Below are 19,280 nucleotides of genomic sequence, written 5' to 3'. Positions count from 1 at the left end.
TGGAACAATTTTAGCGATCAGCAGTGCCTATTTGCGAATGTTCAACACGCCCTAAACGTGACTGATTAAAAACGAACTATCGTAACTCAAGCTACAAGCGAATCCGTGAGCCGTTACTGAGCAAGCGATAAGAGATGACATAGAACACCACGCAAAAGACAAAAATAGCCGCCATCGAATACCAAACGTTGACGTCAGAGTAACCCAAGATACCGTAACGGAATGAGTTGACCATATAGACAATCGGGTTCAATAGCGAGACGTTTTGCCAAAAGCTCGACAAATCTTCCATCGAATAAAACACCCCACCCAAAAAGGTCAATGGCGTCAATACAAAGCTTGGAATGATGGAGATATCATCGAACGAGCGTGCAAATACCGCGTTAATAAAGCCGCCTAACGAGAATAAGATAGACGTGCCAAGTACCGTAAAGATAGTGACAAATAAATGCTCAATCCCCAAATCGGTAAAGAACAGCGCCACGATAGAGACAATAAAGGCAATCACTAGCCCGCGAAAGATACCGCCGCTGACATAACCCGTCAGAATCGCATGCTTAGAGACGGGCGATACTAGTAGCTCTTCGATACTGGCAGTAAACTTAGCACTAAAAAAGCTTGAGACTACGTTTGAATAGCTATTGGTAATCACCGCCATCATGATAAGGCCTGGGACGATGAACTGCATATAAGGCACGCCGCCCATCTCGCCCACTCGATCGCCAATCATGCGCCCAAAGATGATAAAGTATAGAGTCATAGTGATGACAGGAGGTAATAGAGTCTGCGGCCAAATACGCAAGATGCGGCGGATCTCTTTTAATAAGATGGTCTTAAAAGCGATCCATTTTTTGCTCCAAGACATAGACTTATTCGGATCTACAACGACGGGCTCTCTCATAGTCCTGCCTCCTTCATACTATCTGCACTCTGAATATTTTGCTCCACCAAACGCATAAATAGCTCTTCTAATCGATTCGACTTATTACGCATACTTGCGACATCAATATCGCGCTCTGTTAACTGCTCAAACACACAGTTTAGAGTCTCGCCTTGGGTTAATGTGACCTCCAAAGTCATCTCATCGGGCTGCGCAATATCAGTGACTTGCTCAATAACCAAAGACTCTGTCAGCGGTTTTGTTAAGTCTAAGACAAAGGTCTCAACTGATAGTTGCCCGAGTAAGTCTTTCATCTCAGTGTTAATGCGTATTTCACCATGATCTAAGATAGCGATACGCTTACACAGCTGTTCCGCTTCCTCTAGATAATGCGTAGTCAAAATAATCGTAGTGTTTTCTTCAACGTTGATCTGCTGCATAAATTCCCACATAGAGCGGCGCAGCTCAATATCGACACCCGCTGTCGGCTCATCAAGAATTAACAGCTTTGGCTTATGAATCAGCGCGCGAGCAATCATCAAACGCCGCTTCATACCCCCTGAGAGCTCACGCGCTTTACTACCGCGTTTATCCCATAATCCCAAAGCTGTTAGCAAGCGTTTGGCACGCGGCTTAGCTTCGCTCGCTGGTATACCGAAGTAGCCTGCTTGGGTGATCAAGATATCGCCAACTTTTTCAAACATATTGAAATTAAACTCTTGCGGCACCACGCCAAGGTACTGCTTAGCGACTGAAGGATTGGCTAATAAATCGGTGCCAAAGATCTCTACACTGCCGGTCGTTGGCTTAAACAGTGAGCTGATAATACCAATCATCGTCGACTTGCCAGCACCATTAGGCCCAAGCAACGCAAAAAACCCACCTTGCGGCACAGTCAGATTGGCCCCTTTTAGAGCTGAAAAGCCATTATCATAAGTCTTGGACAAGTTTTTAATCTCAAGTGCTGGTACCTCAGACATGAAGACCTCTTTATTGATTCTATAAATGGTTTATGACGTTTTTGTATTTCTATAAGATTGCTTTATCATCATTGCTGCAAGCTGTCTAAGTGAGGCTAATCTACAGGTATTTCAACTGAGTTTTAAGGGGAAAGTCTTAACTACAGTATTAATAAATTTAATCATTGCCAAACTTGCAATATTACGCGCTAAAAAAACGCCTATCTCAACTTATGAAATAGACGCTCATTCAAAAAACGACTGCTGATTAATTGTAAGTTGGTTACTGGTTAAGCATCACTTATATAATAGCGTTACAGCAGCTTAACTTGCTTCGGCAATCATTTAACTTGCTTCGGCAATCATTTAACTTGCTTCGGCAATCATATAATCCACTGCGTTTTCGACTTCTTCGTCAGGGATAGAAGCACCACCTTTAGCAGGCATAGCATTAAAGCCGTTGATGGCATGATCATATAAAGTCGCTTCACCTTTGGCGATACGCGGTCCCCAAGCACCAGCATCACCTAACATAGGCGAGCCTAATAGGCCAGATGCGTGACAAGTCTGGCATACGGCATTGTAGACCGTTGCACCATCACGAGGGCCGTCACCTGCTGCAGGGGTAGCAGCGCGAGTCGTAACGTTACAAGTCTCGCCTTCATAGCAGATGTTGCCGACAGGCTGAATACGAGCAATGAGATTTGGGTATAACGCGATTAGCTTTTGTACTTGCGGTGTATCTTCAGGGATTGGCTCTTCTTCAACAGCAGAGGTCGCTGCCGCTTGCGCCGTTTCGTCAGCCGCCGTGTCGTCCTCAGCCATTGCCGCATCACCCTCAGCCACTTCTTCGGTGGTATCAGCTGCTGCTTGGGTGTCATCACCCAATACTTGCGGTGCGTTTTCTACCACTTCCTGCGCTTCTTCTACATCAGAGACGCTTACAGGCGTATCCACTATTTCTTCAGCTTGGCTCACAGCGATACTAGCGATTCCTAGAATGGCAGCTGCCGATAACATCACTACTTTTCTCATTCGTCACGTTCTCTTATTACGTAGACAAGTGGCGGCGTTGAATAGCTGACGCCTTACCCTTATGACAGCATAACTTTGATAATTCTCGAGTTCGCTGTTGGGCAGCAGGCATGATTATTCTATATGCAGGCGCACTTGTCATCGGTGATTATTTATCAGTATGAATTCTCCCTAACATTATAAGGGAAAAGGCGGGTAAATTGCCATGCCTGTTTACTGACTATGCTGTTTTTTCGCAAAAAAGCATAAAGCGCCGCATCAATCGTTGGCTTTGCTGCTTTTATTTGTTAGACTAAGCGGTCTTTATTTTTAGACAAGCGCTCGTAGCTCAGTTGGATAGAGTATCGGTTTCCGAAGCCGAGGGTCGTGGGTTCGATTCCCGCCGAGCGCACCAATCATCGTATTTCGCCCTTCCTAAGATTGCGCTTTTGGCTTAACGGCTGACGCTTTTCTTTATAGTAAATCCCTCAGTACTATCAATAAGCCTCTAATACGTATCACTATTACGCATTCCGCTTATAGTTCAGTGCAATCTCTAGCTCTAGTATCACTTAAACCAAGATTCTATCGCTGTAAAATAGCAGCAAACATAAGACAACTGCGCTTATTATTTAAGCATAACGTCTAAGTATAACGTCGTTGCAAGTCGCATCAGATGCGCTCAAGACTGCACGATTTATAGGCATAAAAAAAGCCCTCTTAAAGGCTTTTAGTCTTATTATTAATCATACAAAATATATCGGTTTACTGTTGCTGTGTTCATATGTTTTTACTCAAGGCATTGCTTGTCTTGTTACTTCGTTATTTTTAATAAACGATTCTGATAATAAGAATAGCAGCTAGTAAAGTAATCAAACTAAACACTGCAAGCGAATACGAGAAAAAGCGAATATTACTCATAAAGAACTCTCTTTATATAGAGCAAAGGCGCCCTGTCACTCTAATATATTTTATTTAATCTTCATTGTATAGAAATATTAAAATATAACTAATAATTAGTTAGTAAAACAAATAAATTATGGAGCTTATAAAAAGAGCTAGGTTGAGTTAACGCTAAATCTAGCTTCACTCTACTCTGCGTCTGCTAAATGAGCCGTCAACACATCGCGACTAGGCACGCGGTGATAATTCATAATCGGCACTTCACCTAATCTGCGCGCACCGGCAGCAAGACTCTTATCAATAGTAATCATCGCGACTTTTTTACCTTGACGGCTGATGAGTAGATGCTTGGCTTTGCGGCTGACTTGATACTCAGGAAAAATCCTTTTGACTAAGGCTGCAGTCTTTTGCAGTGGGTCGTTCTTGGGTAGCTCATTAGTACTGGCGCCATTCGCCGCTTTGGCACCACGCGCCTTGGCCAGTAGCCATAGTCCAACGGCTACACTTACGAGTATGACAAGCCACCATATTCCGTCTATCATAAAGGGAGACATCCATCGTTATTGAATTGAGTTTAGACGAGTAAACGTTAGAGAATGAGGGTTCAGTTATGGTAGCAGAATTATCAGTGGAGTTAATAGGACAAGTTGAACAAGCGGCGCTATTATTGCAGTCCGCCAAGCGCATTTGCATTTTGACAGGGGCCGGCATTTCAGCCGAAAGTGGTATTCCGACGTTCCGAGATAAGCAAACCGGCTTATGGGAGAAGTTTCGCGCCGAAGATCTAGCCAGTCCTATCGCGTTTGCGCGCGATCCTAAGCTGGTCTGGTCGTGGTATCAGTGGCGTCGGCAGTTGGTGCATGATAAAGCGCCCAACCCCGCGCATCAAGCCTTAGCGCAGTGGCAAGCCGCAAGCTCATCATTAGGTCAGCATATTACCTTAATCACCCAAAACGTCGATGACTTACATGAGCAAGCAGGCAGCGACGCTATTCATTTGCATGGTCATCTGTGGAAAAATCGCTGTAGCCAGTGCGATAGCGTTTATGAGGATAATGCCAAAGACAAGCCGCTTGATTTTGATGAGCAGCTCATCACTTGCCCGCACTGCGGCGGTTATATTCGCCCTGATATCGTCTGGTTTGGTGAGGCGCTACCGGCTGCTGCTTGGCAAATGGCTGAAGAGGCGGCAGCGAATTGCGATGTCTTTATGAGTATCGGTACCTCAAGCCTCGTCTATCCAGCTGCAGGTCTTGCGCAATTGGCGAAGCAAAACGGTGCCAAGATCATCGAGGTCAATCCCAACCCTACGCCAAGCACGGTAGTCGACATCACACTAGCAGCTAAAGCAGGCGCAGTAATGCCAGTATTGATTACTCAACTAACAGACAAAACAGATAAGTAGTGTATTAAGGTACGAGCTAAATATGATTTGCTATCTACATTATTAGTTATAAGCGTTATTAGCTATTTACAGCAGCATCTACTTTATCTAGATACGCTTGCTTTAGCTCCTCGCTGATAAATGCCGATTTAAAGGAGTTTTTGACTAAAGTTATCATGTCGTCTGCCGATAAGTCGATATGCTCATAAAGATTAATAAAGTTTTGATTAATATAGCCTTTAAAATAAGCCGGATCGTCAGAGTTGACACTGACATTTAGGCCATAATCGAGCAGCTCCTTGATATTGTGCTGCGGATAATCGTCAAATACCTTAAGCTCAATATTAGAATTCGGGCAGACAGTAAGCGGTATTTGCTCTTGTTTTAGACGCTGCATCAGCTCTGGGCTATTGATCGATTGTACGCCGTGATCAATTCGCTCAATCGCTAGTAAGTCTAGAGCCTCATTGATGTAGCTAAAGTCCGCTTCCTCACCAGCATGAGCAACAAGCTTGAAGCCTTCTGCTTTGGCGCGTTTGAATACCGCTTCAAACTTGGCCGGCGGGTTACCTATCTCAGCTGAGTCGAGACCGACACCGATGATATCGTCTTTGTACGCTAAGGCTTGCTCGAAGGTCTCAAAGGCTTCTTGTTCAGACAAATGCCGCAAAAAGCACATGATAATAGCGGAGGTAATACCGTACTGCTCCTTGGCATCGCTAAGCGCTCTTTTGATACCACCGATGACCGTTGCAAACTCAATACCTCTTTCGGTATGGGTTTGCGGATCGAAAAATATCTCAGTATGAACAATATTATTTTCCACGCACTGCAGCATATAAGCCCAAGTCAGATCATAAAAATCCTCTTCCGTAATTAACACCTTAGCCCCAGCATAATAAATATCTAAAAAGCTCTGCAAATCGCTAAAGTTATAAGCGGCGCGTACTTCATCTACAGTCTCATAAGGAATAGTCACGTCATTCTTCTTCGCTAGCCTAAACATCAACTCTGGCTCAAGCGAACCTTCAATATGTAAATGCAGCTCCGCTTTTGGTAGTCTTTTTATCAGCTCAATCATTGTTTTACCTTTATTATGCGCTCTTTTATACGTTCTAATATTTATGCCTTACTTCAAAAAAACTACCCCATCGGATAGCTCATTACCAGCAGGGTCATGCTCGAGATGGTAGTATTGGCGCAGCAGCTGCCCAATCTCATCAAGCAAATCAGCTAGACTCTCCTCGACTTTTTTACTAGCGATACCGGCGACCGCCTTATCACACATCGCTCGCCACACAGTTGGGCTAACATGAGCACTGATACCGCGATCAGCAATGATATCTAAGCTTTGCTCACAGATGTTGACATAGACTAAGACGCCAGTGTTCTCTTCGGTATCCCAAACGCGGTAGTCGCTGAAGAGGTCTACAGCACGCGCACGCGCATCCATATGATAAGCGGACTGTATTGGTAAGGCATTTTCTATAATCAAGAATACCTCACCGCGATGACCGATCTCAGCTTCAGTTACTTTTGCCGTCAGACGTGCACGAGCTTCAGGCGTCAACCACCTACTATGTAGCACGGGTACAAATGCGACCTGACGCCATAAGCGAGCGAAACTTGCCTGCGACGAGTTATCTTGGACCATGCTTGTTTATCCTCAAATATACTATTGCTCTATGAATAAATACTGACTCAATTAGGAATTAGGCGCGGCTAGATGAATAGCGCGCAGGCTACCAAGAGCCGCCAGCGCCGCCGCCACCGAAGCCGCCACCGCCACCGCCGAAGCCGCCGCCACCAAAACCACCGCCGCCGAAGCCGCCGCTACCACCGCCAAGACCGGGTAAGAATATCATACCGCCGCCGCCGCCGCGTCCACCACGGCCACCGCCGCCTGAGCCGCGAGAGATTAAGAATAGCCATATAAATATAGCCATAATGACGGTCATAAAGAAACCGCCGCCTAAAGCCAAAGAACCGGCAAAAAACCCGCCTGCGGTCAGAATAGAGCCGAGCACACGGCCAAATATATTAGTAATAAAGCTACCGAATATCATCGCCATAATGAATAAGAAAATAGGCGATGGCACCTCATCTGAACCTTGCTCAGCGCGGCGCGCTTCTGCTTGCGCATCGGCGCGGGCCAAGATCTCTGGATCGGCAGTTAGGCGCTGTTCGATTTTATCTAAGCCCGCTAGTAGTCCAGCGCCATAATCGTTTTGCTTAAAGTAAGGGGTGATATCTTCACGAATGATACGGTTGAGAGCAGCATCTGGTAGTACTCCTTCTAACCCATAACCCGACTGAATATACATATCACGATCGTTCACCGCCACTAGTATCAAAAGTCCATCATCGGTATCAGCCTCGCCCAATTGCCATTTTTCAGCGGCTTGCAAAGAGTAGTCGAAGATAGGTACGCCGCCAGTCGTTGGTACAATGACAATAGCCGCTTGCGCAAGCCCCTGACGATAGATGCCTTGCAGCTGTGCCTCTAGACGCTGTTTTTGTTGGGGGTTCAGGATATTAGCTTGATCGACGATTGGACTGTTGAGAATAAGCTTATCTGCATCAACGCCGGTAGCAGTAGAGCGTATAGGCGGCTGATTGTTCGCTTGATTTGGATTAGCGGCATTGCTATTAGCATTAGGGTTGATAGCATCGTTACCTAATATAGCGTCGTTGATCGCCTCATTACCGAGCACCGCATCATTGATCGCTTCATTGGACTCACCCGCTTTTGCAATAGCGACTAAGTCTTCAACGCTGCGTTGATTCTGCACATCCCCGTCAGCGCTAGCCACAGCGACCTCATTCTGCGCGGCAGACAGCGCAGAAGTGCTCGCGGTGCTAAGGGCCAATAATACGGCGGTTACGATTGCTCTAGAGTTACTCATCTGATCTATCTTACCTAATGTTTTTTTCAAATAATGACCTGCTAAAAACTATTCACCAAAATCAACTTCAGGCGCGGTAGAGATAGCGTCTTCATTAGCTACCGTAAAGTTTGGCTTAGTCTCCATGCCAAACACTTTAGCCGTAATATTGGTCGGGAACTGGCGCACGGTGGTATTATAGCCTTGCACTTCTTGGATATAGCGGTTACGAGCAACCGCGATACGATTCTCCGTACCTTCTAACTGCGCTTGTAGGTCTTGGAATAGTGCATCAGACTTTAAATCCGGATAGCGCTCGGACACTGCCATAAGACGTGATAGTGCGCCGGTCATCTGCGACTGGGCTTCTGCATAACGCTCCATTGCTTCTGGGTCATTAAGCAGCTCTGGGGTCACGGTGATTCCGCCCGCTTGTGAGCGCGCCTGCGCCACTTGTGTGAAGACCTCTTGCTCTTGCTCAGCATACTGCTTGACCACATTGACCAAGTTTGGCACCAGATCCTCACGGCGCTGATATTGGTTGACCACCTCTGACCAAGAAGCAGTGACTTGCTCATCTTGTGATTGCAGATTGTTATAATCACAACCGCTTAGACTCACCGCTGAGGTCGCTAATACCGCTGACAATAATAAGGGTTTAACAAAAGATAAGGGCTTAGTAATAGATTGTCGTGCCATTGATATATCTCCAAATAATAATCTCATAATGAGTCAAACTTATAGACCGCTACATATAGCGTTTCTTAAGGCGGTATGTAGGCAGCCTAAGTCTATGCTGCTAATAATGGCAACATCATAGCGGTTTTACAATTGACCGTTACCAAAACACAACCGCAAACTAGTAGCTGCCTACCTTGCAAGAAATCAAAATCTTAATTCGACAACCTTTATTTAACTCTAATCCTAGAACTAAACTTAAATTGCCTTTTAAGTTATATAAGCAAAAAAAAGGTTATGAGGTGAGAAATATCTAGTAATTTACCAAAAAATATGGCAAATTGCTGTTACGCAGCCGTACGGTTAGCATACATTTAGTAGTAGATTTAATACTAGATAGAGATAGTCTGTTACAAAGTCTGATTTTGGCATATAGTGATTACGCTAACTGTCAGTACTAATAAACTAATTATCGACTTAGCATAATGTTTTAAAAAACTATCCTATGATATTTTTTAAGTCATTATGACATAAAGATATTACTATCGTGTAATGACTAAGGCGGCAAATGGAATTGCACCGCAGCTCATGGTTTGTTGGAACGTTACAAAAAAGTATTCATGGAATGAAGCGATGAGCCGCGCGGGTAAACACAAGAAACTCATACTCAGTAGGACGTTCAATAGAAGCCCAAGATAGCTTGTATCACTATCACGCTGCGGCTTCTATCATTATCGATACGCTACTGAGGACGTTTGAGGAATATAGATATGGAAAGTTTAGTTGGTTTAGCAAATGACATTATTTGGAGCCCAGCGCTGGTATATTTATGCCTAGGCGCCGGGCTTTTTTATTCTATAATGACGCGCTTTGTGCAAGTGCGTTTATTCGGCGAGATGTTAAGACTATTATTTAAGGGTAAACCTGATAATGATGGTATTTCATCGTTTCAGGCACTAGCCGTATCACTGGCAGGCCGCGTCGGTATGGGTAATATTGCCGGGGTCGCAGCCGCTATCGGTTTCGGTGGCCCAGGTGCGGTATTCTGGATGTGGATTGTCGCCTTCTTGGGCGCATCAACGGCTTATGTCGAGTCTACTTTAGGTCAGATTTATAAAGAGCGCGACGTCGTCACTGGCGAGTATCGCGGTGGTCCCGCTTACTACTTTGAGCGCGCACTTGGCCAAAAATGGTACGGTATTTTATTCGCCATTGCGTCGATCGTTGCGTGTGGGGTGTTCCTACCAGGCGTACAGGCTAACGGCGTTATTAATGCTGTCGCACAGGTCGCAGGCGAAGGGTCAGCGATGAACTTTATGGGCATAGACACAGGCTCCACTCGTCTAATCGCTTTAGCTATCATTCTAGTGGTTCTAGGCTTTATCATCTTCGGTGGTATCAAGCGTATTGCAACCTTTACTGAATACGCAGTTCCTTTTATGGCTTTAGGATATATCATCCTAGCGCTACTTATCATGTTCACTAACTTTAGCATGATCCCGCAAGTATTCGGTATGATCGTCGGTGATGCCTTTACCGCACAAGCTGGTTTTGGTGCTGCTATCGGTTGGGGCGTGAAGCGCGGTATTTACTCGAACGAAGCCGGTCAGGGTACAGGCCCACACGCAGCATCAGCTGCAGCGGTTGACCATCCAGCGCAGCAGGGCTTGGTACAGGCATTCTCAGTCTATGTCGACACCTTGCTCGTTTGTTCTGCTACTGCCTTTATGATTTTATCAACTGGCATGTACAACATCCAAGGTGAGTTGGCTGATGGTCAGTTCATCGTACAAAACGTCGCAGCTGACGTTGAGATAAGCTCGCCATCATTTACTCAGATGGCAATGGAGTCAGTCTACGGTACTTTCGGTGATACCTTCATTGCTGTTGCGGTATTCTTCTTTGCCTTCACCACTATCTTGGCGTACTACTATATCGCGGAAGTCAATATCTCATACCTGACCCGCTCAATGGGTAAAGGCGCGAGTAAGACAGGTCAGTTTATCGTGAAGCTCGTTATCATGTTTATGGTAGCTTACGGCGCGCTCAACAGCTCAGGCTTTATCTGGGGACTTGGCGATGTCGGCGTTGGTCTGATGGCATGGCTCAACATCGTTGGTATTATCATTATCTTCTTTGTGGCACGCCCTGCTATCGATATCCTGCGTGATTACGAGGCTCAGCTCAAAGCTGGTGGTGGTACGACTGCTAATAGATTCGTCTTTGATCCTAAGAAGTTCGGTATCAAAAACGCAACTTATTGGGAAGATCGTCATGCCGCTGAAGTGGCATTAAAGAACCAAGAAGCAGGTCTGCGTAAAGATCCTAGAGTTTAGACTCTAATCAAAGACCGCTTTAAGAAAGAATAAACGTCCTATTTATAGAAACTCGCAGCTTAGGTTGCGAGTTTTTTTTATGGCTACTTTTTATTTTTCTCTTGATTAACACATAAAAAAGCTCAGCCTCAAAGGCTGAGCTTTTTCAAATAGCTTCTTTAAACGACTTCTTTAAATACAGTTGCACTATAAAAATTTGAAAAACTTGCTTAAGGTCTGCTAGAGACTATTCAGGCATAAGTACTGTATCGATAGTATGGACCACACCATTAGTCGCCATGATATCAGTTCCAGTGATATTTGCTGTGTTACCCGTCGCATCAGTGATAATGTTAGCGTCGCTGATAGAGATTGTCTCACCATTAGCAGTCTCGATATCCGTACCATACGGGATTTCAGTAGCAGTAACTACCATAGGGACAACGTGATAAGGAAGTACTTCGTTTAATAACTCAGTATTCGCTAATAGCTCTTCTTTGGTAACGCCTAACGCATCTAGTACTGGTACAAAAGCATCATCAGTAGGTGCAAATACCGTATACTCCCCTGCGTCCATCAACATAGTATCTAAGCCTGCTGACTGTAAGGCGGCGGTGAGAATGGTTAAGTTCTCGTTATCTGCTGCGATTTCCGCAATGGACTGAGTCGCCATGGTGTCCATCATGGGATCTTCAGTAACCATTGGATCGGTTTCAGCAGCAGGATCAACCATCACCTCTGTTTCAGTGACTTCAGTCGTAGTCACTTCTGGCTCTACTGGATCAGCAACCGTTTCTGTGTCGTTACAGGCTGCTAGCGTCAAGGCAGAAGTGGCGACCGCTAGAGATAGTAGTGTCTTCTTTAACATAATAGTATCCTTTCTAGTTAATATATAAAGGGTGCTATGAATAACGTTCATGACTAAACATAGCTAATTGCATAATACTTGCTGTCTTAATTAACGATAGCAATTCAAGTTTGAGAGTAACACATCAAATGGCCAGTACTATGTATAGGTAATGATGTGCAGGTATAGGTAATGATATGAAGTTTAGGCTTATTGTCGGTATTGTCGTTTTATATCTAAAAATCCAATCGACTTACAGATAACCGCCAACTTAGTAAAAGAATACAGCTCTCACGTATTTGGTTATTAAATACTAATGATGAACCTGAAGTAATCACCTTACCAAGGTTCATCGGCGGTTAAACTAGGCCAATTATAAAAATCAGCGCTTACGTTAAACGGTTCGGGTAAACCGCTTATTCTGGCAGTAGCACTTTATCGATGACATGTACCACACCATTCGTTGCTGCGATATCAGTCTTAATAATAGTCGCCATACGTCCGTTTTCATCCATTAGCATTTTTTGCGGGGTAACGACTAGCGTATCGTTACTGGCGGTCGTAACATTGCCTGGCATAACGTTTTTGGCATACATAGGCATATCACTGCTGACCACATGGTAAGCTAATATCTTTTTTAGTAATGGCTTATTGGCAAATAGCTGAGCTTTCGTCATACCAGTCTCTGTTAGTGCTTGCGCAAAAGCGTCATTGGTTGGAGCAAATATCGTATAGTTAGCATTAGGGTCAGATAACATACCTGCTAGCCCTGCTGCTTGCACCGCTTCTACAAGTATCGAGAAGTTAGCGTCGCTCTGAGCCACTTGTACAACATTCATTTTTGCCATATTTTGCGTAGTTACAGGCGCTTTCATGGGAGCAGTTTTGGCTGGCATAATGTTATTACAGGCCGAAAGACCTGCCATAGATACTGCTAGCGCACCGATAGTTACTAGTTTAGTCATTTTCATAATTATATCCTTTAATTGTGAAGTATCTCCTAATAGCTAGGAGTTGGCTTGCTTTAGTAAAAGGTGCACTGTCATAAAATGTCCTAGCAACTAAATCAGAAACAAAATTAGAATCAAAGATCTAATGGTTGCTGATTTATAAGAAAACCTTATGTAAGAACAATCCTTCTGAAATTAAATTAACATATAGAATTTCTGTATAAATCTGTTGTTACGCTACTTTTTGTAATGCCAGTGTAATTTTTGCTCAATTTTTAGGCAGATGCTAAAGCACTCATTTCATTATGAAATTTTGTCGACATAACCATTAATATTGAGAAACAATATCAAGAGTCGAAATAATATCTATTCAAAACCGTTTTATTTAGCACTCGCTTATCTAGCGAATACCTTGAGAGACAGTTGAACGAAACAGGCACCTATATCTTTTTATTGACTCTGTAGACAATTAAAGTCATAGAAACTGCGCTTAAGTGATCCATGAGTAGTTTACTTTTCATGTTAATATGCCTACATTTACTTTTATTAGACCGCTACTCTTTTCTTTTAGACTTCATGATATAAGTGCTTCTCCTATGACTTCAAAAACCACGACTAATGATTTTGTGCTAACACCGCCTGAAGTATTCCCTTATAAAGACCAACAGCTCACGGCTCGCGCGCGTATCGAAGCTGAGATGACCAAGCGTATCTTGATGCTTGATGGTGCGATGGGCACGCAGATTCAGACTTACAAATTGGAAGAAGAAGATTATCGCGGTGAGCGTTTTGCCGATATCGAGCAAGATGTGCGCGGTAATAACGATCTGCTCGTGCTGAGTCAGCCGCAGATGATTACCGATATCCATCATGACCACCTAGCCGCTGGCGCTGATATTATTGAGACCAATAGCTTTAACGGTACACGGCTATCGATGGCCGACTACGATATGGAATATCTGGTGCCAGAGCTGAACAAGACCGCAGCGCAGATAGCACGTAAGACTGCGGATACCTTCACCGCAAAGAACCCTGATAAGCCGCGGTTTGTCGCCGGTGTGGTGGGGCCAACCTCACGCACGTGCTCGATATCACCTGATGTCAATGACCCTGCCTTTCGTAACATTACCTTTGATGAGTTGGTCCTAAACTACCGTGAAGCAACCTTGTGCTTGATAGAAGGCGGCGTCGATCTTATTTTGATTGAGACAATCTTTGATACGCTCAATGCCAAGGCGGCGATATTTGCCATCACGGGTGTGTTCGAAGATATTGGCTTTGAGCTGCCGATTATGATTTCGGGCACCATTACTGATGCCTCAGGCCGTACGTTATCAGGTCAAACGGCTGAGGCGTTTTATAACTCAGTACGTCATGCCAAGCCGCTATCAGTTGGCTTTAACTGTGCGCTTGGCGCGGATGCACTGCGTCCGCATATTCAAACACTCTCAAACATTGCTAACACATATGTCTCAGCCCATCCAAACGCCGGCTTGCCAAACGAGTTCGGTGAATATGATGAAACCGCCGAAGAAACTACGGCGCTATTGGAAGGCTTTGCCAAAGCGGGAATCTTAAACATCGTTGGCGGCTGCTGTGGTACTACTCCTGAGCATATCCGCCTAATCGCAGAGATGGTGGCGAACTATCCGCCGCGAGCCATCCCAGAGATTGCGCCTGCCTGCCGTCTGTCTGGGCTTGAGCCATTTAATATCACGCCTGATAGCTTGTTCGTCAACGTCGGTGAGCGTACCAACGTCACAGGCTCCAAGAAGTTTCTGCGCTTGATAAAAACCGAAGCTTATACCGAAGCGCTCGATGTCGCGCGCGATCAGGTCGAGGGCGGCGCGCAAATCGTCGATATCAATATGGACGAGGGCATGCTCGACTCCAAACAAGCGATGATTCACTTCGTCAACTTAGTTTCGGGTGAGCCGGATATCAGCCGTGTGCCCCTCATGATTGACTCGTCTAAATGGGACATCATCGAAGAAGGCCTCAAGCGTACGCAAGGTAAATCTGTTGTTAACTCCATCTCGCTAAAAGAAGGTCATGCTGAGTTCGTTGAGCGCGCCAAATTATGTATGCGCTACGGCGCTGCCATTATCGTCATGGCATTCGATGAAGACGGACAGGCTGACACCTACGAGCGCAAAATCGAGATATCTAAACGCAGCTACGATGTACTGGTCAACGAAGTGGGCTTCCCTAGCGAGGACATCATCTTTGACCCCAATATCTTTGCGGTCGCCACGGGTATCATCGAGCATAACAACTACGGCGCGGACTTTATCAATGCCACGCGCTGGATCACGGAAAACCTACCGAACGCGATGGTCTCAGGCGGCGTCTCCAACGTGTCGTTTAGCTTCCGTGGCAACCCGATTCGTGAAGCCATCAACTCGGTCTTTCTCTACCACGCCATTCAAAACGGTCTAACCATGGGTATCGTCAACCCCTCAATGTTAGAGATATACGACGATATCCCCAAGGAAGCTCGCGATGCGATTGAGGACGTCATGCTCAATCGCAATCAAGGTGAGAGTGGCCAAGATGCGACTGAACGCCTAATGAGCGTCGCTGAAAACTTCCAAAACGACGGTAAGAAAAAAGACAGCACTGTCGATATGAGCTGGCGCGAAGGCACAGTAGAAGAGCGTATCGCTCATGCGCTAGTCAAAGGCATCACTACCTTTATCGACGCTGATACCAAGGAGGCCTGGGAGAAATACCCCAAACCGCTAGAGGTCATCGAAGGGCCACTCATGGACGGTATGAATATCGTCGGTGATCTATTCGGTGCGGGTAAAATGTTCTTGCCGCAAGTGGTAAAATCTGCTCGTGTCATGAAGCAGTCCGTCGCGTGGCTAAACCCGTACATCGAAGCAGAAAAAGTCGAGGGCGAAGTCAAAGGTAAAATCTTGATGGCGACGGTCAAGGGCGACGTCCATGATATCGGTAAAAACATCGTCGGCGTGGTCCTCGGCTGTAATGGCTACGACATCCTTGATCTGGGCGTGATGGTGCCGTGCGAGACGATTCTCGATACCGCTATCAAAGAGAAAGTCGATATCATCGGCCTATCGGGCCTGATTACCCCGAGTCTCGATGAGATGGTCTATGTCGCTAAGCAAATGCAAGAGCGCGGTATGACCCTACCCTTGATGATCGGCGGCGCAACAACCTCCAAAGCGCATACCGCGGTCAAAGTCGAGCCGCAATATAATAATGATGCAGTCATCTACGTGGCGGACGCCTCGCGCTCGGTTGGCGTGGTGACTAAGCTGCTCTCCAAAGACAACCGTCAAAGTCTCATCGATGAGACCCGCGAAGAGTATATCAAAGTGCGCGAGCGTCTGGCCAAGCGTCAACCCAAAGCGGCGAAGCTGACTTATGCTGAATCAGTTGAGGGTGGTTTTCAATACGATTGGGACAACTATACCCCGCCTGTGCCGAATACACTTGGTCAGGTGATATTGGACGACTACCCTATCGATAAGCTGCTCCCTTATATCGACTGGACGCCGTTCTTTATCTCTTGGGGTCTGGCAGGTAAGTATCCAAAAATCTTGCAAGATGAGGTGGTTGGTGAAGCCGCGCGTGATCTGTTCGATAACGCCAAGAACCTGATGCAAAAAATGATTGATGAAAAGCTAATCACCGCTAAAGGGGTGTTTAAAATTGTTCCAGCCAAACGCACCGGCGCAGATACGATTAGCGTTTATGACAAATCGCCTACAGATGGTGGCCAACCAACGCATACCTTTGAGCATCTGCGCCAGCAGTCTGATAAAGCCAGCGGCAAGCCAAACTTTAGCCTCGCCGACTTTATCTCGCCGTTACAGGACTCTAACGATTATATCGGCGGCTTTACCGTCTCCATCGTTGGGACAGAAGATCTCGCTGAGCAGTACAAAGCGGCAGGCGATGACTATAACGCCATTATGGTGCAGGCACTATCTGACCGCTTAGCCGAAGCCTTTGCCGAGCATTTGCATGAGCGCATCCGCAAAGACTACTGGGGCTATCAGGCTGATGAGACCCTCACCAATGATGAGCTGATTAAAGAAAAATACGTCGGTATCCGACCAGCGCCGGGCTATCCGGCTTGCCCTGAGCATACCGAAAAAGGCAAATTGTTCGATTGGCTCGGTACGACCAGCGCTATCGGTACAACGCTCACCGAAAGCTTTGCAATGTGGCCTGCGTCCTCAGTCAGTGGTTTCTACTACTCGCACCCGGAGAGTGAGTACTTCAATGTCGGTAAAATCGGCCGTGATCAGTTAGAGGATTATGCCAAACGTAAAGAGTGGGATATAAAGACGGCTGAGAAGTGGTTAAATCCGAATTTGTAAGAACATACAACTCAGTTAACGCCTAGATCATTTATCGCTATTTTTTGGCTTATTCATTTAACATGATTAAGCCTTTTTATTGTGTCCTCTTCTGTCTGCTCTCAGCAAACTTATCGCTGCACGTATCACAAAATACTTTTATCATTCGCTGCCAATAACCATGTTAAATTATTGTCTATTTTATCCCTTTTATCGTTGTGAGACAGGCTATGAATCAGATTGCATTACTCTCTAGTTGGATTGGCAAAACGTTTGCAATCTGGGCATTGGTCAGTGCTATTTTAGGGTTTGTGTTTCCTACATTTTTTGCCTCGTTGGCATTTTTGATTGTCCCAATTCTTGGCATTATTATGTTTGGTATGGGTATGACGCTCAAAACAGAAGATTTCTTAGAGATTGTCAAACGCCCCAAGCCTGTACTGGTCGGACTGTTGGCACAGTTCACGCTCATGCCGTTGATTGCTTACCTATTAACCGTCATCTTTAACCTTGACCCTTTAATCGCGGTCGGTGTCATCTTGGTAGGTTGCTGCCCTGGCGGTACGTCTAGTAACGTGATTACATTCTTGGCAAAAGGCGATGTCGCGCTAAGTGTAGCGATTACTTCTATTTCTACCCTACTTGCGCCTTTTTTGACGCCTATCCTGTTAAACGTGTTTGCGGGTCAGCTGATCGATATTGATTTGGCTAGCATGATGATGACGATCACTAAAATCGTCATCCTGCCTATCTTACTGGGTGTTATCTTTCATAAGTTTTTAGGTAAAAAAATCGCGTTCGTCACCGAAGTACTGCCGATGGTGTCGGTATTGGGTATCTCTACTATCATCGCAGCCGTAGTCGCGGTGTCTAAAGCGACCATCTTAGATAGTGGTGCCATCGTCTTTGTCGTCGTTGCTCTGCACAATATGCTGGGTTATACTTTGGGATATGTGATCGCGCGCTTGTCTGGATTTACGGAGAGACAGCGCCGCGCCATCATGGTGGAAGTGGGCATGCAAAACTCTGGTCTGGGCGCTGCCCTTGCCGCGACTTATTTCAACCCTGTCGCTGCCCTGCCGAGTGCGATATTTAGTGTCTGGCATAACTTTAGTGGGGCGTTGGTTGCGAATATTTTTGCGAAGAGAGATGCTAAGTAAGTAGGGGTTTTGTTGTTTGGGGCTTAGTAGAAGAAATTAAGGTTAGTATTGAGAATGAAAATTAGAATATAAAGACGGCTGAGACATGGTTAAATTTGAATTCGTAGGGTTGGCTTTTATAGCCAGTCCTGCCATTAGCTTTATTACTTCAAAAATCGTTTATCTATTAAAATGCTGTTAGATTTTTATCTAATGCTCTCGAATATTGACTTTCCTCATATCAAACTCTTTACCTACCATATCTACAAATCTTACCTCCTTTTTTTCATTAAATGTAAGACAGCTACTTCGTATACAGATATCTGTTAAATACCAAGTTTGAGAACTTTCTAAATCTATTTTACTGAATTTGTAGCAGTTCTTCTTACCTTCAACAGTACAGTCAAATCGTACTTGTGCTTCTTGGTATCCTTTGTCAACAACTACAAGTGTATGATTTAAATTATATAAAATAAAACCCAGCATCATAAATAGTAATAAAGCATGCAAAGTATACTGAGTATTAAACTTTCTAAGACTTTCTGATCCTGTTGCCTTTTCTAATTTATTTATATCTTTATTAATAAGCTTAATACTATTATTTTTGCCAATACCAGCGTTAATTACTTCAATTTTATTTATTATCTTTCTGCACATTTTTTTTAAATTTGATTTTTTAAAAGTTGATCCCTGAATATTTATATTTGTTATCTTAGGCAAAGGTTTTAAACTGATTTTTTTATAAATAACATCATCAGTTACTAGAATAAACACATAGCTCTTGGTATCGCCTCTTTTAGATAAATTAAATAATTTTTTATTATAAAAAAATACATATAGAAAGAATCTATGTAACTTAGACCAAGCTATTATAAATTGGTTATTGGAGAATTGCGACGCAAGCGAGGTTATAAAAAATAGAAAAATCAACCAAACAAATAGACCTCTTGCAAAAGTAGTTGTAAGACACAACGTATATTATTGAACTCTAC

At 44.7% G+C, this 19,280-nt stretch carries 15 protein-coding genes and 1 tRNA gene; 5 read left to right on the top strand and 11 right to left on the bottom strand.

What is annotated here, in order from left to right:
- Positions 1 to 91: 91 nt before the first annotated feature.
- The 3 genes from I3248_RS11030 to I3248_RS11020 all read right to left on the bottom strand — a co-directional run bounded on the left by I3248_RS11030 (position 92) and on the right by I3248_RS11020 (position 2,874).
- Entirely contained in the window at positions 92 to 865 is a 774-nt protein-coding gene (locus tag I3248_RS11030) for an ABC transporter permease (RefSeq protein ID WP_201611358.1), read from the bottom strand.
- Between the two features lie 32 nt (positions 866 to 897).
- Positions 898 to 1,860 (bottom strand): ABC transporter ATP-binding protein, encoded by a 963-nt coding sequence (locus I3248_RS11025; RefSeq protein ID WP_201558924.1) that lies wholly within the window; start codon positions 1,858 to 1,860, stop codon positions 898 to 900.
- Between the two features lie 345 nt (positions 1,861 to 2,205).
- Positions 2,206 to 2,874, bottom strand: coding sequence for a c-type cytochrome (locus tag I3248_RS11020; protein ID WP_238063767.1), 669 nt, complete (start codon positions 2,872 to 2,874; stop codon positions 2,206 to 2,208).
- A 317-nt stretch (positions 2,875 to 3,191) separates the two neighbouring features.
- Here I3248_RS11020 and I3248_RS11015 point away from each other — a divergent pair.
- Positions 3,192 to 3,268 (top strand) — tRNA-Arg (locus tag I3248_RS11015).
- Between the two features lie 676 nt (positions 3,269 to 3,944).
- Here the strand turns inward: I3248_RS11015 and I3248_RS11010 are convergent.
- Positions 3,945 to 4,298 (bottom strand): hypothetical protein, encoded by a 354-nt coding sequence (locus I3248_RS11010; RefSeq protein ID WP_238063764.1) that lies wholly within the window; start codon positions 4,296 to 4,298, stop codon positions 3,945 to 3,947.
- Positions 4,299 to 4,366: 68 nt separating this feature from the next.
- On the opposite strand from I3248_RS11010, the gene I3248_RS11005 reads away from it, so the two are divergent.
- Entirely contained in the window at positions 4,367 to 5,161 is a 795-nt protein-coding gene (locus I3248_RS11005; RefSeq protein ID WP_238063763.1) for an NAD-dependent deacylase, read from the top strand.
- 58 nt (positions 5,162 to 5,219) lie between these two features.
- Here I3248_RS11005 and I3248_RS11000 read toward each other — a convergent pair whose 3' ends face one another.
- The 4 genes from I3248_RS11000 to I3248_RS10985 all read right to left on the bottom strand — a co-directional run bounded on the left by I3248_RS11000 (position 5,220) and on the right by I3248_RS10985 (position 8,724).
- Positions 5,220 to 6,221, bottom strand: a complete 1,002-nt coding sequence (locus I3248_RS11000; RefSeq protein WP_238063761.1) for an adenosine deaminase — start codon at positions 6,219 to 6,221, stop codon at positions 5,220 to 5,222.
- Between the two features lie 48 nt (positions 6,222 to 6,269).
- Positions 6,270 to 6,794, bottom strand: coding sequence for a TPM domain-containing protein (locus tag I3248_RS10995; protein ID WP_025644474.1), 525 nt, complete (start codon positions 6,792 to 6,794; stop codon positions 6,270 to 6,272).
- An 88-nt stretch (positions 6,795 to 6,882) separates the two neighbouring features.
- Positions 6,883 to 8,046 (bottom strand): TPM domain-containing protein, encoded by a 1,164-nt coding sequence (locus tag I3248_RS10990; protein ID WP_238063760.1) that lies wholly within the window; start codon positions 8,044 to 8,046, stop codon positions 6,883 to 6,885.
- A gap of 48 nt (positions 8,047 to 8,094) precedes the next feature.
- Entirely contained in the window at positions 8,095 to 8,724 is a 630-nt protein-coding gene (locus I3248_RS10985; protein ID WP_238063759.1) for a LemA family protein, read from the bottom strand.
- A gap of 749 nt (positions 8,725 to 9,473) precedes the next feature.
- Here I3248_RS10985 and I3248_RS10980 point away from each other — a divergent pair.
- Complete coding sequence (locus tag I3248_RS10980; protein ID WP_238063758.1) at positions 9,474 to 11,039, top strand: alanine/glycine:cation symporter family protein; 1,566 nt, start codon at positions 9,474 to 9,476, stop codon at positions 11,037 to 11,039.
- A gap of 226 nt (positions 11,040 to 11,265) precedes the next feature.
- Here I3248_RS10980 and I3248_RS10975 read toward each other — a convergent pair whose 3' ends face one another.
- On the bottom strand, positions 11,266 to 11,886 hold the full coding sequence (locus I3248_RS10975) for a fasciclin domain-containing protein (RefSeq protein WP_025644484.1): 621 nt from the start codon (positions 11,884 to 11,886) through the stop codon (positions 11,266 to 11,268).
- Positions 11,887 to 12,281: 395 nt separating this feature from the next.
- Positions 12,282 to 12,836, bottom strand: coding sequence for a fasciclin domain-containing protein (locus I3248_RS10970; RefSeq protein ID WP_238063757.1), 555 nt, complete (start codon positions 12,834 to 12,836; stop codon positions 12,282 to 12,284).
- Positions 12,837 to 13,411: 575 nt separating this feature from the next.
- Between I3248_RS10970 and metH the strand changes: the two genes are divergently transcribed.
- Both metH and I3248_RS10960 read left to right on the top strand, forming a co-directional pair.
- Positions 13,412 to 17,170 carry a methionine synthase gene (gene metH, locus I3248_RS10965; RefSeq protein ID WP_238063756.1) on the top strand — a complete coding sequence of 1,253 codons (3,759 nt, stop codon included), beginning with the start codon at positions 13,412 to 13,414 and terminating at the stop codon, positions 17,168 to 17,170.
- A 209-nt stretch (positions 17,171 to 17,379) separates the two neighbouring features.
- Positions 17,380 to 18,309 (top strand): bile acid:sodium symporter family protein, encoded by a 930-nt coding sequence (locus I3248_RS10960; RefSeq protein WP_238063755.1) that lies wholly within the window; start codon positions 17,380 to 17,382, stop codon positions 18,307 to 18,309.
- A 189-nt stretch (positions 18,310 to 18,498) separates the two neighbouring features.
- On the opposite strand, the gene I3248_RS10955 is transcribed toward I3248_RS10960, so the two are convergent.
- Positions 18,499 to 19,062, bottom strand: a complete 564-nt coding sequence (locus I3248_RS10955) for a hypothetical protein (RefSeq protein ID WP_238063754.1) — start codon at positions 19,060 to 19,062, stop codon at positions 18,499 to 18,501.
- Between the last annotated feature and the right edge of the window lie 218 nt (positions 19,063 to 19,280).

This window comes from Psychrobacter sp. Ps3 (assembly GCF_022129275.1).
In the GTDB taxonomy this organism is placed as follows: Bacteria; Pseudomonadota; Gammaproteobacteria; order Pseudomonadales; family Moraxellaceae; genus Psychrobacter; species Psychrobacter submarinus.
Note: the sequence above shows the minus strand (reverse complement) of the source record. Positions and strands in the feature narration are given on the sequence as shown.

Excerpts from the sequence above, each read along its gene's own strand:
- I3248_RS11030 (WP_201611358.1), bottom strand. The coding sequence starts at position 865 with ATGTCTTGGAGCAAAAAATGGATCGCTTTTAAGACCATCTTATTAAAA.
- I3248_RS10985 (WP_238063759.1), bottom strand. The coding sequence starts at position 8,724 with ATGGCACGACAATCTATTACTAAGCCCTTATCTTTTGTTAAACCCTTA.
- I3248_RS11025 (WP_201558924.1), bottom strand. The coding sequence starts at position 1,860 with ATGTCTGAGGTACCAGCACTTGAGATTAAAAACTTGTCCAAGACTTAT.
- metH (WP_238063756.1), top strand. The coding sequence starts at position 13,412 with ATGACTTCAAAAACCACGACTAATGATTTTGTGCTAACACCGCCTGAA.
- I3248_RS11005 (WP_238063763.1), top strand. The coding sequence starts at position 4,367 with ATGGTAGCAGAATTATCAGTGGAGTTAATAGGACAAGTTGAACAAGCG.
- I3248_RS11010 (WP_238063764.1), bottom strand. The coding sequence starts at position 4,298 with ATGATAGACGGAATATGGTGGCTTGTCATACTCGTAAGTGTAGCCGTT.
- I3248_RS10980 (WP_238063758.1), top strand. The coding sequence starts at position 9,474 with ATGGAAAGTTTAGTTGGTTTAGCAAATGACATTATTTGGAGCCCAGCG.
- I3248_RS10970 (WP_238063757.1), bottom strand. The coding sequence starts at position 12,836 with ATGAAAATGACTAAACTAGTAACTATCGGTGCGCTAGCAGTATCTATG.
- I3248_RS10975 (WP_025644484.1), bottom strand. The coding sequence starts at position 11,886 with ATGTTAAAGAAGACACTACTATCTCTAGCGGTCGCCACTTCTGCCTTG.
- I3248_RS11020 (WP_238063767.1), bottom strand. The coding sequence starts at position 2,874 with ATGAGAAAAGTAGTGATGTTATCGGCAGCTGCCATTCTAGGAATCGCT.
- I3248_RS10960 (WP_238063755.1), top strand. The coding sequence starts at position 17,380 with ATGAATCAGATTGCATTACTCTCTAGTTGGATTGGCAAAACGTTTGCA.
- I3248_RS11000 (WP_238063761.1), bottom strand. The coding sequence starts at position 6,221 with ATGATTGAGCTGATAAAAAGACTACCAAAAGCGGAGCTGCATTTACAT.
- I3248_RS10990 (WP_238063760.1), bottom strand. The coding sequence starts at position 8,046 with ATGAGTAACTCTAGAGCAATCGTAACCGCCGTATTATTGGCCCTTAGC.
- I3248_RS10995 (WP_025644474.1), bottom strand. The coding sequence starts at position 6,794 with ATGGTCCAAGATAACTCGTCGCAGGCAAGTTTCGCTCGCTTATGGCGT.